The sequence below is a fragment of the Stieleria mannarensis genome (genome assembly GCF_014154935.1).
GTDB lineage: Bacteria > Planctomycetota > Planctomycetia > Pirellulales > Pirellulaceae > Stieleria > Stieleria mannarensis.
Map to the genome: position 1 here is coordinate 1 of NZ_JACEHH010000090.1, position 13,210 is coordinate 13,210.

Here is a 13,210-nt window from a genome sequence, read left to right on the forward strand (position 1 = left end):
AGGCCTTTCCGCATGCCACGACTGCCATAGCAGGCCAACAGCCTGCGCTGGCCCAGGAGATTACCGTGGCAAACAAGTCCCTATTCCAAAGCATCACGAGCGTTCTGCCGCGAGCGACCACGGTCAACGAAGCGGGTGGTCCGGCGTACAAGCTGCCGGCCAAGCATGCGCTGGCGCAACTGGCGGCGACCGGAACGTTTGGCAACGTCCATTACGCGTCTGCACAGAGCCAGCTGGACCAAATGCGGGCGTTGATCGATGAAGTCAACGACAACGAATTCCTGGCAAAGCTGGCGGTCTACTCGCGAGAGCGGGCGTACATGAAGGACATGCCGGCGGCGCTTCTGGTCACGCTGTCGACACGCGACACAGCGCTGATGCACAAGGTCTTTGACCGAGTTGCCGACATCGCCCCCTACGGCAACACCCAAGCCCCCGACCGCCAGGACATCCTGAACGTCGGAGGCTTCAGCGACGCGGTCTTCCATGTCGTTGCATCCTTCCTAGAAAACGACGCAAGCCGCTTCGTCCGCGAAGTGGAATCCGTCGAGTTGTAAGCCCAATGCCAATGGCACAGTGGCGAACCAAACACGAAACGCCCGCGGAGAACCAATCCTTCGCGGGCGTTTCTTTGATAGCTGGTATGCAAAACTACTCTCGCGGGGATTGCGAAACGACAGGCACTTGCGTCGAGACTGACGCTGCGGAATGTCATCACTGATGTTGACACGGAGGTGCTTCGCGTCGGGACGCAGCGGCAGCTTTTCAAATGCACCGTCGTCACGAAACGCGTGCATCAGCGCGGTAAGCATCTTGTCGAATAGAGCAACGACATTCGATCCGCAGACCTGCCCATCGCAGGCAGGCGAGACAACTGGCACAGACCAGCACCATCGAAATCGCACCTATGATGTCATACCGATGTGGAAGAATCGAGTAGTCCTTGGGGCCAAAATCGATCCAATGAAAAGCCTGCCGCTCTAAGACTGGTGGAATGTGCAGGAAGCAAATTGCAAGTGCGACGATCGTGATCTTGAGTGAGAGTTTCTTGGTGCTTGCAATCGCCAGCAAGATTACGGCGACACCGGCCGCGACTGCTGAGGACAGCGGCGTGACGATCCCAAGCACATCCAAAAAACTGACGATTCCGTGCGGCGAATCCAGCTTCACCAGTTTGTCACGATTTGATTCCACTTTGTGAACCATGGCGAAAAACCACAATGACACGATCAGCGTGAATGTCAACATGGACTGAATCGTCAGGCGGACCGGTGGTCGTCTCGGTTGACCGATTCGTACGATCGAGATCTGCCAGAAGTGCCGTCCAATCAAGAGCGCAATGAAAAGCGTGATGAAGTACAGGACATCCGGGAGTGCATCGTCCAGGATCGTCTTGCCAAGCGAAATCGAAACACGAGGGTTGAATACATCGACCACTTGAAGCCGAACAAAAAGACTCGCGCGTTCGCCAATCGTCGTCGTCAACAGACTCGATGGAAAAAGAAGTAAACCGAAAATCGCAAGCTTTCTCCAGCGATGTTCGGAAAACGGAAATCGCCAAGCCAGCCAGATTGCCGATCCCACCGGGGTGACCAACGCAACAGAAGTCGCGACCCAACACATTGCGTTCGCGATCGCAGTGATCTCAAATGACAACGGGTCGTGGATCGCACCGATAAACCCTCCGGCGAAGAAAGGCATCAGCACAGCGATCGTAACAATGGCCAATCTCAAGGACCGTGCTCGAGCTGAAGGGGGCTGGGACCGTGACATTCAACCCGGACGGCACCAGTGCAGAGATTTTCGGGCGCAGATTCCGAGGAATTCGTTTGGGTTCTGTCGTTGCGGTTCACTTCCGCTGGAGAAATCTCTCGACAGGCTTAGACGGGACCATTGGCGAAAACGCGATTCGGGGAGACCAACACACGATTGACCGAATTCAAGAAACAGTAGATGTCGAGCTGTTTGCCACCTCCGTAACAGGACAGTGAAAAAGCAGTCCAGCTGGATCTTTTGGCGGAGGGGGCACCGAGGCAAAACTTCGGCGATTGCTGAAACCAGTATTTGGTGCGAACGTCTTGGTAGCGCACCCTGTCCTCGATTCGGCTCGACTCTCACTCGAGGGAGAGTGAAACTGCGGACGGACATCCATCAGTCTTTCGCAGTACAATCAGGATCATGAAATCTAACAACGAACTCGTATCCACCAGCAAGTTCCTCAGCCTAGTCCTTCGGCATCGCCTCGAAGTCATTGGCGCAGAGCTGGACCCTGAAGGTTGGCTCTGCATCGACGAGTTGATTACCCAAGCAAACGCTCATGGCAGGAGACTCTCACTGGAACTGCTCCACGAAGTTGTTGCCACGAACGACAAGAAGCGTTTCGCATTGAGTGATGACGGCTTGCGAATCCGGGCCAGCCAGGGGCATTCGGTATCCGGCGTCAAACTCAACCTCGACCAGAGGACGCCTCCCGAAATTCTCTATCACGGAGCGGTCGCTGCGTTTCTCGATAGCATCCGAGCCACCGGTCTGAAAAAGCGATCACGACACCACGTCCATCTTTCTCCCGATGGAGAAACAGCGACTAAAGACGGTTCGCGGCGAGGCAAGCCAATCATTCTTCGAGTCGCTGCCAATACCATGCATCGTGACGGCCACCAATTCTATCTTTCCGCCAACGGCGTCTGGCTCGTCGACGCGGTCCCGGCTTCCTACCTGACTTTTCCGGGATGAGTGGCTGATGGCAAACGTTGAGGTTGTCCAGGGTGATCTTCTCGACCAGGACGTTGATGCAATTGTCAACGCATGGAACCGAAACATCATTCCTTGGTGGCTACTACTACCTCAAGGAGTTTCCGGTGCAATCAAACGTCGCGGCGGGTATGCTCCATTCAGAGAACTTGCCAAGCATGGTGCCATACCTGAGGTGGGGATTCGACCAGGCGGATCGTTTGGATCCCCTGCGTGAATGTCCACCTTCCGTTCTCGACGAAACCATTGATGATTCGACCGAGGTCGAGCCGACGGCACCGAGAAAGCCAAGGTAGTTATGTTGACTTACTCTTCGCGTGATCCGGGCAGCTTATCGAAAGAGCAGAATTACGGTCTACGATCAGACAAGCGAGGCATACCCCTCCCGCGTATTTGTTTGGGTAGTTCAGTTGCCTTTTTCGTGGACGCTCTCCAGATCAATCCCCCAATCGACCAGGACAAAAGTTGGAACGACGCCGAATCTCGCCCGACCATCCGCCCATTTGATTGTTTCGGGTCTTTTCGCAACTTCCGTACAGAGTCGGCTGGGATGCGGCATGATCCCGACTCGCCCCAGATCAAGGCGATCTGAGTCCCAGCAAGTCTGGATCGTCACATCGGGATGATTGCGTTCGTGCGTGTGGCCTTTGCAGGCTCGATACAGCAACCGGAACTCGTGGTCCTCCAGATCGAAAACGCTACCTCGGAGTTCGGCGGCGAATTCAGCAGCCCTTGGACCATGCTCTGGATCGGTGACTTCGTTGTTTCGGCGTGAATCATGCAGAACGGCAAACAGGGAGACCACTTCGACATTGGCTCCCGTTGCTTCCGCCAGTTTCAACCCGTTTTCGAGAACTCTAGCCCAATGCGCAACACCATGATCGCCATTCACTGGCAGGGCGTAGTCGTCGAGGATGGCTTGGAGGATTGGCTTCAGGTTCATGACTTCTTCTCTTCCGGTCGTGTGTGCCAATACGCCCACAGAATTAAGACTCCCTGCAATGGCAATCGCAACAGATGAACAACCGGCAACGCCGGTAGAATCTCCTGATGCTGGTACAGATAAATGTTCGCAGGAAACACGGCAATCAATAGTGCGATGATTCCCCATGCCGCAAGCCGTGAACATTTTTGAATCAGCAGCAGGAGACCCAGCAGAATCTCGCAAACGCCGCTGACCAGCACCAGTTCTTTATGAAACGGGAGATATGGCGGCATAATCTTCAGGAAGAATTCGGGATTCACGAAGTGCATCGTGCCCGCACTGATCATGAAGATTGCCAGCAGAAATTTTGAGATCTGTTTGATGCGTTTCATCTATTGGCCTGTTTGAACGCACCGAGAAAAGTCTCCGGGGTCCGAGCGCCAGCCAATGTGATCACATTGTTGATGATGAAGAATGGAACGCCATCGACTCCATGCCGCCGAGACAATTCTCTGCCGTTTGAGATGACATCCATTCCATCATCGCTGTTCAATATGTCTTCGGAAGCTTGTCGATCCAGCCCTGCTTCCACAACCACGTCAATGAGCGTTTGCTGATCACCGATGTCTTTGCCTTCAGTGAAGTAAGCTCGGAACAGTGCCTCGACAACCGCAGCCTGACAGCCATGCTGATCGGCAAGCCAAATGAGCCGATGAGCATCAACCGTGTTCGGAGTTCGTTCAGATCTGTCGAATGCAAAGTGGATGCCTTCGGATTCACCGACAGCAATGACTTTGGCATCCAGTTCCAGTGATCGTTCCCAACTTCCAAACTTACTGGTGCGATATTCCTTGCGACTGATGCCTTCTTTCGGCATCATTGGATTCAGTTGGAACGGATGCCACTGAACCTTAACCTCGTGCAGACCATCCACGGCAGCAATCGCATTTTCAAGACGCCGTTTGCCGATGTAGCACCACGGGCAGATAACGTCCGAAATCACGTCAACGGCGAGATTCATTGAAACTCCTTGTTCAAGGATAAGAGTCGATCCAGTTTAACATGGTAGAATTGGCAAACATAACCGCGGAGATGCAATGACAATTTCACGCCGCCAATTTTGCGGATCACTGGGAGCCAGTCTCGCCGTAGCCAACGCCAATTTGTTCGCCGATGAGTCGAAGCCCAGGCCACTTCGGGTCATCGCTTACAACATCTACAAATGCACGGGCTGGCCAAACGACCGACCGTTGGCAAAACGGGCTGTTGCGAAGGGCCAAATGCCCAAGCGTCTTGCGATGGAACTGGCACTTTACGAACCCGATATCATCAACTTCTCAGAATCGCCCAGTGAGCAGCTCACCGCGGAACTTGCGGAACTTTTAGGAATGAACCACGTTCGATTCCCGAGTGGAGGCAATTGGCCGGGCACACTGCTGAGCAAGTTCGAGATCATCGAGTCTCAGAACGCCCCAATGGAGGGCGAAAGACCCAAAGAGTTGTTTACCCGACATTGGGGGCGAGCCACCGTCAAGTTACCAAACGGCGACCCTCTTATCGTGCATTCCGCTCATCTTTACCCTACCGCCGATCCCACCATTCGTCTGAGAGAGATTCGAGTGATGATCGAATCGATGATGCTGGAGCTGGATGCCGGGAAGTCGATGCTTTTAATCGGCGATCTGAACCACGGGCCTGACACGGACGAATACAAACTCTGGATTGACGCTGGATGGATGGACACGTTCGCCAAGGTCGGCAAAGGCAATGGTTTTTCGATCAAAGCCGATGTTCCGAAGTGGCGAATCGATTACGTCATGGCGGCTGGCCCAATCGCCGAACAGGTTGTTGAATCAAGGCCGTTGTTCGAAGGTTCATTCCGATTGGACATCAATGACAAAGAGTCCTTTGCGTTGAGCGATCACTTGCCGCAAATGGCCGTGTTTAAGCAGAAACCAGCAGGGAGTTGAGGGCCTTGGCATAATCACTTGAACCGTTTTTGACTCCACCTGAGGTAGCGAAGTTGCTTCGTGCTTCACCCGGCACCGTTCATGGGTGGATTCGCCGGGCCGAGCTTCGGGCCGTGAATGTTGGGAGCGGAACGAAGCGAGCGAGGTATCGAGTAAGCCGTGAAAGTCTCGACGAGTTCATACGGCTTCGTGAAGTCCAGCCGACCGCCTCAAGGCAAACGAGAAGACGAGATACAAAACCACCAGAAGGAGGACCGATTGATCCAGTGCAAGGAAAGAAGCTCGCAAAGCAGGGGGTGGCACGAGAGTCGGGGGGCAAATATTACCGAATCTGGAATGGCGTAACGCAGTGGTATTGAGGCTGGTGATTATTGCTGTTGAGATGGCAAAACGATGGGGGCAAAACAATGGAGAAGCGTCGTGGCGGTCTGGTTCTTTTTGAGGCCTTTATCGCTCTGCGTGTCCTCCGGAGATGCGTCGATTTGACGAGACGCTTGAGTGGCAACCGAAGGCTGATTTTTGGTCCATTGATGGGCTCAAATTGGCCGCTTGGGGAACAAGTCGGTGGGGAGTTCCGTACCGTTTTGGCATTCGGGGGGTGCTCGGAAATACCGCTTTTTGCCGTGTTTTAGTGCGATTCTGTGTACCGGTTTGCGTCACCTCTAAAACATTGGTATTTTGCTACTTTTCGAGAAGAAACGCCGAGAAAACACGGTTTCTCTTATAGGAGAAAGTGCCTTTTTGAGACCAGGAGGTCGCACGTTCTTGCTCTGTTGGCCCGACTGTTGCGATTTCTCGCTGTTGATTCGGGCCGAAACTGCTGTTTCAGTGACTGTTTGAGGGGCAGGCGCTTGGCGTTTCTTACCGTGTTCCAATATCGTACCGGCGGTGTTGGCTTTCACCGGAGATAAAACGCACGCCCAAGCGGTTTGGGAGTACTGGCGGCACGCCGAGCGGTGAAGCCTATCTGTCCCATCGGACTTTGTAGAGCCGTCGCCCTGGTAGCTGGATGTCCTCTCGGTCGCCGAGAAATCGAATTCTGTCGCTCCACCAGTTTTCTGGCGTTCCCTGGTGATAAACGATCTCACCGGTCTGAGGATGTTCGCTGACCGATTTCACCTTGGGCCGGTCGGCAAGAATTGAATGTGGCGTAAAGCGGGCGTCTTTGGCATCGAAACGGTAGACGTGTTCGTTGGTCGTCACGAAGAAGATGGACGTTTCGCGTGATTGCGAGAGGTCGTGGCCGCCGGGCGTCGGGAGCTCGATTCGTTGGTCAACGCTGAGTGTCGAACTTGTCGGTGCGTCTCCAAGATCGACCAACAGGAGCTCATCGGATCCCAGGGCCCACAATCGTTTCAACTGCTCGTCCCAAATCGCTCCATGGGCACCTCGAAGGGGAATTCTGGCGACCGGTTTTGCCGGGCTGCCGCTGGGCTTGGCCAGCTTGTAAACGAGAAGTTCGTCGCCACCAAAGCTTGACGCCACGGCAACCCGATCACCCGGCAGTAGACATGCGCTGTGGGCGTTCTTCGCCTGCGTGTAGAACTGGCAACGTTTGTCACTCCGGCGAATCAATGCGACACCGCCGCTGGACGATGTGATCAGAAGAGACTCTCCAATCGGTTTGCACTCGTCGGTCGTCGCGAACGATCTTTCGCCCGTCTCCGGAATTTCGGGAGAATCTTCTGCCTTCCACGACCAAACGAGCTCCGGGGCCTCGGGTTGGTCTGAATCGATCTCAAGAATAAAGACCTCCGCGCCACCGCAGCATATCAACCGATCGTTTGCCGACACTGGACGACCGAGGGTCAAACAAGATGCGACGATCAGGAGGCACAATGCCCGCGGCACGGCCACTGTGACGGGGCGTTCGCTCGTTTCACTTGATACCATTTCGTTCGTTCCATGAGGCAGAGTTCAAATTCGACACAAGAGAATGTAGCCAATCCATTCGTGTCATGCTTTGAGCCGCCGATCGAACCAGGCCTGAAATTGTTACGGCCTGTTTCGGTTGCGTGAGCGTACTTTCACAAGCCGGAATTTCTACTGCTGGTTACCTGCGATCGCGTCAGTCAAAACCTGCGCGTCCGTATTTTTGACTACACTCTCGTATTCTCCGCACCCTCGATCCCGCTGAGGCGATTTCCCATGACTCGTGCTCAATCCATGCGCGTCCTATTCGGGCTGTTGGTCTTGTCCTGGCCGTCCGTTGTCGTCCAGGCTGATCAGCCGAACGTGTTACTGATCGCGATTGACGATTTGAACAACTGGGTTGGCTGCTTGGGCGGGCATCCGCAAGCCCGTTCGCCCAACATCGATCGGCTTGCCGAGCGTGGGACACTGTTCAGCAATGCTCATTGCCAGGCACCAATCTGCAATCCGTCCCGGACCAGCATTATGTACGGAATGCGGCCATCGAGCAGCGGCGTTTACATGAATTCGCCCAAGCCCTGGACCGTGGACGCCCTCAAGTCTCGCGTCACACTACCGCGTCACTTTGCGGCGAGCGGTTACAGGACCTACACGACGGGCAAGATCTACCACGGTTCTGGGTTGCCGCCTGGTGACTTTGACGAAGTGGGACCGCGACCTGGGCAGCGACAGAAAATCGATCAACGTCTGATCCCTGCGACGCCCGACGGGGCAAATGGCCTGTGGGATTTTGGCGGCCAGTCCTATGACGAAGAACTGTTCCAGGATTATGTCGATGCTTCGTGGGCGATCGATGTCATCGGCAAGCGATCCGAGCAACCATTCTTTCTTGCCGTTGGGTTCTATCGGCCCCATGTTCCGTTCTATTCTCCGACCCGCGTTTTCAATGAGATCCCGGCAGACACGATCGAACTGCCAAAGGTGAAAGACGGTGACCGTGACGACCTGCCAAGCATTGCCGCGACTCTGACGAAGGCTCCCGCCGCGCCGGCTCACTCGTGGTTTGTCGAAAGCGGACGCTGGAAAGAGGCCGTGCAGTCGTACCTGGCCTGCATCCGTTGGACCGATGAACAGGTTGGTCGCGTCCTCGATGCTCTTGCAACGAGTGCGCACGCAAACAACACGGTCGTCGTGCTGTACTCGGACCATGGCTTTTTTCTTGGTGAGAAGGAACGCTGGGCGAAGCAATCACTTTGGGAACAAGCGACTCGCGTTCCTTTCATTCTCAGTGTCCCGGGAATGGATCAGGGCAAACCGTGCAATCGCCCCGTTGAATTGTTGTCGATCTATCCGTCTCTGATCGAATTGTGTGGCTTGCCGCCCCGGGAGGGACTGGAAGGAGTCAGCTTGAAGCCGTTGCTGAAAAACCCAGCCGCACCATGGCCAAATGTAGCCTTGACGACCTTCGGCAAAGGCAACCACGCCGTCCGCAATGAAACCCATCGATACATCCGATACAGCGACGGCAGCGAGGAGCTCTACGACCTGCGAATCGATCCCCACGAGTGGAACAATCTTGCCGGAGACGAATCGCTCGCCGGCCTGAAGGCTGAACTGGCAAAGTCCTTTCCCGTTACCAATGCGGAGCCAGCTAAGGCAGCGGGTGGCAAGCGTAAGAACGCCGACAAGGAATCAAGGTAGCCGATAAAACGGGGCTAAAGGAACTCTGGCAGTGGGTTTGAGTTCAGCGGTTTTCGATCGTCAATTTGCTGTGGCGTCGTCGAAGGGTGGATTGTGAGATCGACTGGGTGGTAAAACAATCGCTGGAACGCAGCCCCTCGGTATCGAGACCAAACTCCCGTGAGTCATTGCGATGGCGAAAAAACATTCCAAACTGCCCGAGAAAATCTGCGTCGTCTGCGGCCGACCTTTCACCTGGCGAGAGAAGTGGGAGAAGGTCTGGGGTGAAGTCAAGTATTGTAGTGATCGGTGCCGCAGCAACCGTGGCGGGAAGGCGGCCGACAAGGGCGGCGGATCATGAAACGAATGGCAGCTATACCCGGGGGTGATCGCCCTTCTCGCTGGTGCTGCCTTCTGCGGATTCGGCTTCTTGGCGACATTTGAGCCGACCGACAACGTGCCTCAATTCTTGGCGTTTCGAATCGGTTACGCGGTGATCGCTTTGGGCTGCATGGTGGGAGTCGGGCTGCTGATCGTAGTCGCTGTTCGCAAGTGACTGCAACAATGGAGATCGCCAATGGCCTAGAAGATCGTCATGAAGCTCGAACAAGAAGTTCAGTTGGCGCATGGAAATGTAGTGCCAACTTTTCGGGTCCGACGCCGGAAAACGCGGTGTGTACAACGTGAGCTGGAGAAGTCGGGCTGACAAGGACCGGTGCCTCGCCTCCGCTTGGATCAGTTTCGGATTTCACAAACAACGCGTTGATAACGCGTCAGTCGGGGCTGGCCGTCGTCCGTCACCTCAAGAATGACGTGTACCTGTTTGCCGGGCTCGTCGGGAACGATAAAGCTGGCACCGGAAGAGTTCGCGTCGGTGATGGTGACACTGGATTCGGCCGAATCCGTTTCCTCGTACTGCCACCATCGGTACGTCAATGCGTTGCCATCGGGATCTGTCGTTCCTTGGCCACTCAGTGACACGCGATCTCCGACGCGAACCTTCAAGTCCTTTTCATGGGCCAGCCTGACCATTGGCGGATGGTTAGCATCGTCGTAGTTCTTGACGCACCAGTCGGCTCGCGCCGCGAAATCATTTTGGATCGCATCAATCCAGCGCCACTGAGGTTTGAGGTAGACGGCCAGTTCCGGGTCATTTGAGACTTCGTGTCTCGCACGTAAACGCCCCCATGCCGAACTGCCAAACCAACGACCGATCGGATACTCGTAGCCCGGCTCGGCCACCGGATCGAGCCACGTGTTCTCGCGGACCAATACGAACCGACCACCCCAGCCGCCCCAGTCCGGTGACTCCTCGCTGCGTAGGCCGGTCGGAATCACGTGCAGGAACGCAGGCGAATCGCCTTCGGACCGGAAGCGTCCATCATCATGTGCTTTGTATAAATCGAGCAGGGGGCCGTGGTTCCGCAGGGCATTCTGGTTCATCCACTCCGCTGAGAAATATCGGTGCGCATCCTGCGGGACCGCCTTCCGCTGACGTTCATACGCAAAGGCAATGAACTGGTCGGAGATGATCGTCGGAATGTTGTACTTGCCCCAAGACGGTCGAATGTATTTCTGATACGTGTCGTCCTGTTCCCAGATAAAGTAGAAGCATATCTTTTTTGCTACTGCGCCCATCTTCGCGGGATGTTTTTCCTCGATGGTCTTTAGGGCCCGCGCGATGGTGTTCGGTCCACCCCAAGCCTGAAGCCAGATTGGTCGATCATCCGACTCGTCCAGCAAGATATTGACGATCAGTTGCGAACCCGCCGTCTCGGCTTCCATGTCGCCTTCCGATTTGACGTTCCCCAGTGCGGTTCGCGACCTGAGGTATTCCGGCGACGGATACGCCGGATCGTGCTTCTTCAAGTTGGGATGCACCTTCGCATACGCATCCAGAAGCGGTTCAATCCAGTCATCTCCTGCCCAGCGATGGCCTTGCCAGTGATATTGAGAACTGGATGTCACGATGGCTTCGACGTCGAATTCGTTCGCGTAGAGTAGAAAGCGGACCATTGAACATTCGTCGTCAATCTCCCCATCGGTTGTGACGATGACCCGCGGTTTGTCGGAGACGGCGGCGGAATCATCGCTGGTAGCTAGGGACAACGTCTCAAACCGTTCCGATGGACCAACGCCCGCTTTCACAATTTCCGGGACATCGGCGGCTTTGTCTAAAACAGAGTCGTACTGGTAGAAGTCGGTCGGTTTGAAACTTTTGCCTTCGTCGTCCTGAGAGCCGCGGCATTCCTTGAAAATATTGTCGACCGATTGGCAAAATCCATGATGGATGTCGGTTGGATCCGGGCGATACATCTGCTTGATCGGGTCCTTGACCTTTGCAAAGTAGTTCTGCTCAGCCAACACACGACACTGCGAATGCAGCCCGATCCCGTAATCATTGTCGTTGTACAAACAGTTGAACACGTGAACTTTTCCGTAGCCGGCGCGTGGGTTCCGCGTATCGCTGCCGTCGAACCAGCAGTGATGGATCGTTGTGTTCAGTGTTCCGCTGTCTTCGGGATGGCTCGTTCCGCTGTTGATTAGCATTGTCTTGTGATGCTTGGAAAACCGGGTCCAGGATGCCGTCACGTAGTCGGATTGGTTGGTGATGTCTAGCAGTCCGTCGCTACAATTCGACAGGTCGCAGTGATCGACCCACACATGATGCGTTCGCCGCAGCGCGATCGCATCGCGGGCACCGGAGATCGTCAGGTTGCGAATGATGATGTTGGAAACGCCGCTCATGTTGAGTTCCGTTCCCTGAATCGTCGCATCCGCACCGACGCCGATCAGTGTTTTGTTGGACGCGATCTCCATCTTGCCGCCGCCGGCGAACGTGCCGTCAATGCGAATCACCAGCGGTTCGTCACTTGACGCGGCTTTTTTCAGTTCGTCGACCGTGCGAACGGTCACGACTTCGCCATCGCCACCACCGGTTGTCGTTTCGACGCCGTTGCCACGGACCGTTGCCCATCCGATCAATTGATCGGCGCCGCCTTTTCTCGGCATTCTGTCTTCCGCCGACAACCAGCGGCCATCAACGAACAGGAATGCTACGAGCGTTAAAGCGATGGAAAGAACATGATATGAGTGCGTTATAAAATTCTTCACGGGGTCCGCCTTACGCGTTGGGTGCTATGGGATGGTGAAGGGTGGGATTGCTTCAATATAGCCGTCCAAATGTTGTCGGTCTTCCTGGATTTCGAGCACAACTAACCGTATCCTGAGCCGTAGGAACTCCGGTCGAATCCAATCCGGTTGTTATCGAGTTGGCCTCGAAAGCAATCGCCAACATGGAAATGAAAACCAACGCGACCGCGGCAAGACGAATTGGGGTTTGGCCGAAGAATCTGACCGCAACGAGCAACGCAAAAACCGGGCGATGATCCAGTCGACTGGCGCCAGCAAGCCATGGAATGCTCGATCATGGATGCATGGTAGGCTGTTAACCGCATGGCGGCCGACGATACGATGTCGCGTTTCAACCGGCTGAAAGTGTTTTGGATGTTTCGCTGCACCAACGCAGAAGATCTTCAGAATTGCAAACGTGAAGTCTGGGGCCAAACCAACATAGTCGCGTTTGGATTCGCCGTTGGCAGGTGAACTGAAGTTCAATGTTGCGTGCGATGATAGCAATTGGTAACCTAGAGCCGCTGCGGGACTATCCAGGAACAGCCCTGCGGGGGTTGTTCGCGATCGAATACAGTGATGGGCGGCGATAAATCGATAGGGGCGAGTACGGCATGGCAGACTCGGAGAGCTCGACCAACGAGAGCAGTCCTAAGATGGCTTTTGTCGTTGCCATGTTGGGCAGCGTGACAACCTTGGTTGGGGCATCCGATCGATTCGGGCTTGCCGGTGCCATGCTGCTGGTGGCCCTGCTATTTCTTGTCGTTGGCGCGCTTTATGTGTCCCAACGCAGCAGCATTCTTCGGCGCTACTGGAGTTGGGCAAAAGGTTTTGGAGAGGTCCCTTGGCACTTCTTCATCGTCGCTGGAGGTGTTGCCAC

General features: G+C 55.1%; 12 protein-coding genes and 1 pseudogene. 7 read left to right on the forward strand and 6 right to left on the reverse strand.

Annotated elements, in window-relative coordinates; genetic code table 11:
• Positions 1-557 (forward strand): annotated as a pseudogene (locus tag H1B37_RS31765) (hypothetical protein); the annotation flags it as partial.
• 223 nt (positions 558-780) lie between these two features.
• On the opposite strand, the gene H1B37_RS31770 reads toward H1B37_RS31765, so the two are convergent.
• Complete coding sequence (locus H1B37_RS31770; RefSeq protein WP_182871313.1) at positions 781-1,248, reverse strand: hypothetical protein; 468 nt, start codon at positions 1,246-1,248, stop codon at positions 781-783.
• 930 nt (positions 1,249-2,178) lie between these two features.
• On the opposite strand from H1B37_RS31770, the gene H1B37_RS31775 reads away from it, so the two are divergent.
• The gene (locus H1B37_RS31775; protein WP_182871315.1) at positions 2,179-2,733 is read left to right on the forward strand and encodes an RNA 2'-phosphotransferase; all 555 of its coding nucleotides are present in this window, start codon (positions 2,179-2,181) and stop codon (positions 2,731-2,733) included.
• A 424-nt stretch (positions 2,734-3,157) separates the two neighbouring features.
• On the opposite strand, the gene H1B37_RS31780 is transcribed toward H1B37_RS31775, so the two are convergent.
• Genes H1B37_RS31780 through H1B37_RS31790 form a run of 3 tightly spaced genes read right to left on the reverse strand, consistent with a single transcriptional unit; the run spans position 3,158 to position 4,697 of the window.
• The gene (locus H1B37_RS31780) at positions 3,158-3,694 is read right to left on the reverse strand and encodes an HD domain-containing protein (RefSeq protein ID WP_182871317.1); all 537 of its coding nucleotides are present in this window, start codon (positions 3,692-3,694) and stop codon (positions 3,158-3,160) included.
• Positions 3,691-4,068 (reverse strand): DoxX family protein, encoded by a 378-nt coding sequence (locus H1B37_RS31785; RefSeq protein WP_182871319.1) that lies wholly within the window; start codon positions 4,066-4,068, stop codon positions 3,691-3,693. Before H1B37_RS31785 ends, H1B37_RS31780 begins: the two co-directional genes overlap by 4 nt.
• The gene (locus H1B37_RS31790) at positions 4,065-4,697 is read right to left on the reverse strand and encodes a DsbA family oxidoreductase (RefSeq protein WP_182871320.1); all 633 of its coding nucleotides are present in this window, start codon (positions 4,695-4,697) and stop codon (positions 4,065-4,067) included. The genes H1B37_RS31785 and H1B37_RS31790 overlap by 4 nt, the downstream gene beginning before the upstream one ends.
• 76 nt (positions 4,698-4,773) lie before the next feature.
• On the opposite strand from H1B37_RS31790, the gene H1B37_RS31795 reads away from it, so the two are divergent.
• Together H1B37_RS31795 and H1B37_RS34680 are read left to right on the forward strand one after the other, a co-directional pair.
• Complete coding sequence (locus tag H1B37_RS31795) at positions 4,774-5,646, forward strand: endonuclease/exonuclease/phosphatase family protein (RefSeq protein ID WP_182871321.1); 873 nt, start codon at positions 4,774-4,776, stop codon at positions 5,644-5,646.
• A gap of 29 nt (positions 5,647-5,675) precedes the next feature.
• Positions 5,676-6,005, forward strand: coding sequence for a helix-turn-helix domain-containing protein (locus tag H1B37_RS34680; RefSeq protein ID WP_353620968.1), 330 nt, complete (start codon positions 5,676-5,678; stop codon positions 6,003-6,005).
• Positions 6,006-6,609: 604 nt separating this feature from the next.
• Here H1B37_RS34680 and H1B37_RS33510 read toward each other — a convergent pair.
• Positions 6,610-7,539 carry a DUF6528 family protein gene (locus tag H1B37_RS33510; RefSeq protein WP_286178451.1) on the reverse strand — a complete coding sequence of 310 codons (930 nt, stop codon included), beginning with the start codon at positions 7,537-7,539 and terminating at the stop codon, positions 6,610-6,612.
• A 255-nt stretch (positions 7,540-7,794) separates the two neighbouring features.
• Between H1B37_RS33510 and H1B37_RS31810 the strand changes: the two genes are divergently transcribed.
• Together H1B37_RS31810 and H1B37_RS34685 are read left to right on the forward strand one after the other, a co-directional pair.
• Positions 7,795-9,219 (forward strand): sulfatase, encoded by a 1,425-nt coding sequence (locus H1B37_RS31810; RefSeq protein ID WP_182871325.1) that lies wholly within the window; start codon positions 7,795-7,797, stop codon positions 9,217-9,219.
• 172 nt (positions 9,220-9,391) lie between these two features.
• Positions 9,392-9,559: a DUF2256 domain-containing protein gene (locus H1B37_RS34685; RefSeq protein ID WP_182871327.1), complete on the forward strand. Its 168-nt coding sequence runs from the start codon at positions 9,392-9,394 to the stop codon at positions 9,557-9,559.
• A 374-nt stretch (positions 9,560-9,933) separates the two neighbouring features.
• Here H1B37_RS34685 and H1B37_RS34235 read toward each other — a convergent pair whose 3' ends face one another.
• Positions 9,934-12,210 carry a nucleoside hydrolase-like domain-containing protein gene (locus H1B37_RS34235; RefSeq protein WP_286178452.1) on the reverse strand — a complete coding sequence of 759 codons (2,277 nt, stop codon included), beginning with the start codon at positions 12,208-12,210 and terminating at the stop codon, positions 9,934-9,936.
• Between the two features lie 776 nt (positions 12,211-12,986).
• On the opposite strand from H1B37_RS34235, the gene H1B37_RS31825 reads away from it, so the two are divergent.
• Positions 12,987-13,210: hypothetical protein (locus tag H1B37_RS31825; protein ID WP_182871328.1), on the forward strand; the 224-nt coding region annotated here is incomplete at its 3' end.

Excerpts from the sequence above, each read along its gene's own strand:
- H1B37_RS31810 (WP_182871325.1), top strand. The coding sequence starts at position 7,795 with ATGACTCGTGCTCAATCCATGCGCGTCCTATTCGGGCTGTTGGTCTTG.
- H1B37_RS33510 (WP_286178451.1), bottom strand. The coding sequence starts at position 7,539 with ATGGTATCAAGTGAAACGAGCGAACGCCCCGTCACAGTGGCCGTGCCG.
- H1B37_RS31780 (WP_182871317.1), bottom strand. The coding sequence starts at position 3,694 with ATGAACCTGAAGCCAATCCTCCAAGCCATCCTCGACGACTACGCCCTG.
- H1B37_RS31790 (WP_182871320.1), bottom strand. The coding sequence starts at position 4,697 with ATGAATCTCGCCGTTGACGTGATTTCGGACGTTATCTGCCCGTGGTGC.
- H1B37_RS31770 (WP_182871313.1), bottom strand. The coding sequence starts at position 1,248 with ATGTTGACATTCACGCTGATCGTGTCATTGTGGTTTTTCGCCATGGTT.
- H1B37_RS31795 (WP_182871321.1), top strand. The coding sequence starts at position 4,774 with ATGACAATTTCACGCCGCCAATTTTGCGGATCACTGGGAGCCAGTCTC.
- H1B37_RS34685 (WP_182871327.1), top strand. The coding sequence starts at position 9,392 with ATGGCGAAAAAACATTCCAAACTGCCCGAGAAAATCTGCGTCGTCTGC.
- H1B37_RS31775 (WP_182871315.1), top strand. The coding sequence starts at position 2,179 with ATGAAATCTAACAACGAACTCGTATCCACCAGCAAGTTCCTCAGCCTA.
- H1B37_RS31785 (WP_182871319.1), bottom strand. The coding sequence starts at position 4,068 with ATGAAACGCATCAAACAGATCTCAAAATTTCTGCTGGCAATCTTCATG.
- H1B37_RS34235 (WP_286178452.1), bottom strand. The coding sequence starts at position 12,210 with ATGCCGAGAAAAGGCGGCGCCGATCAATTGATCGGATGGGCAACGGTC.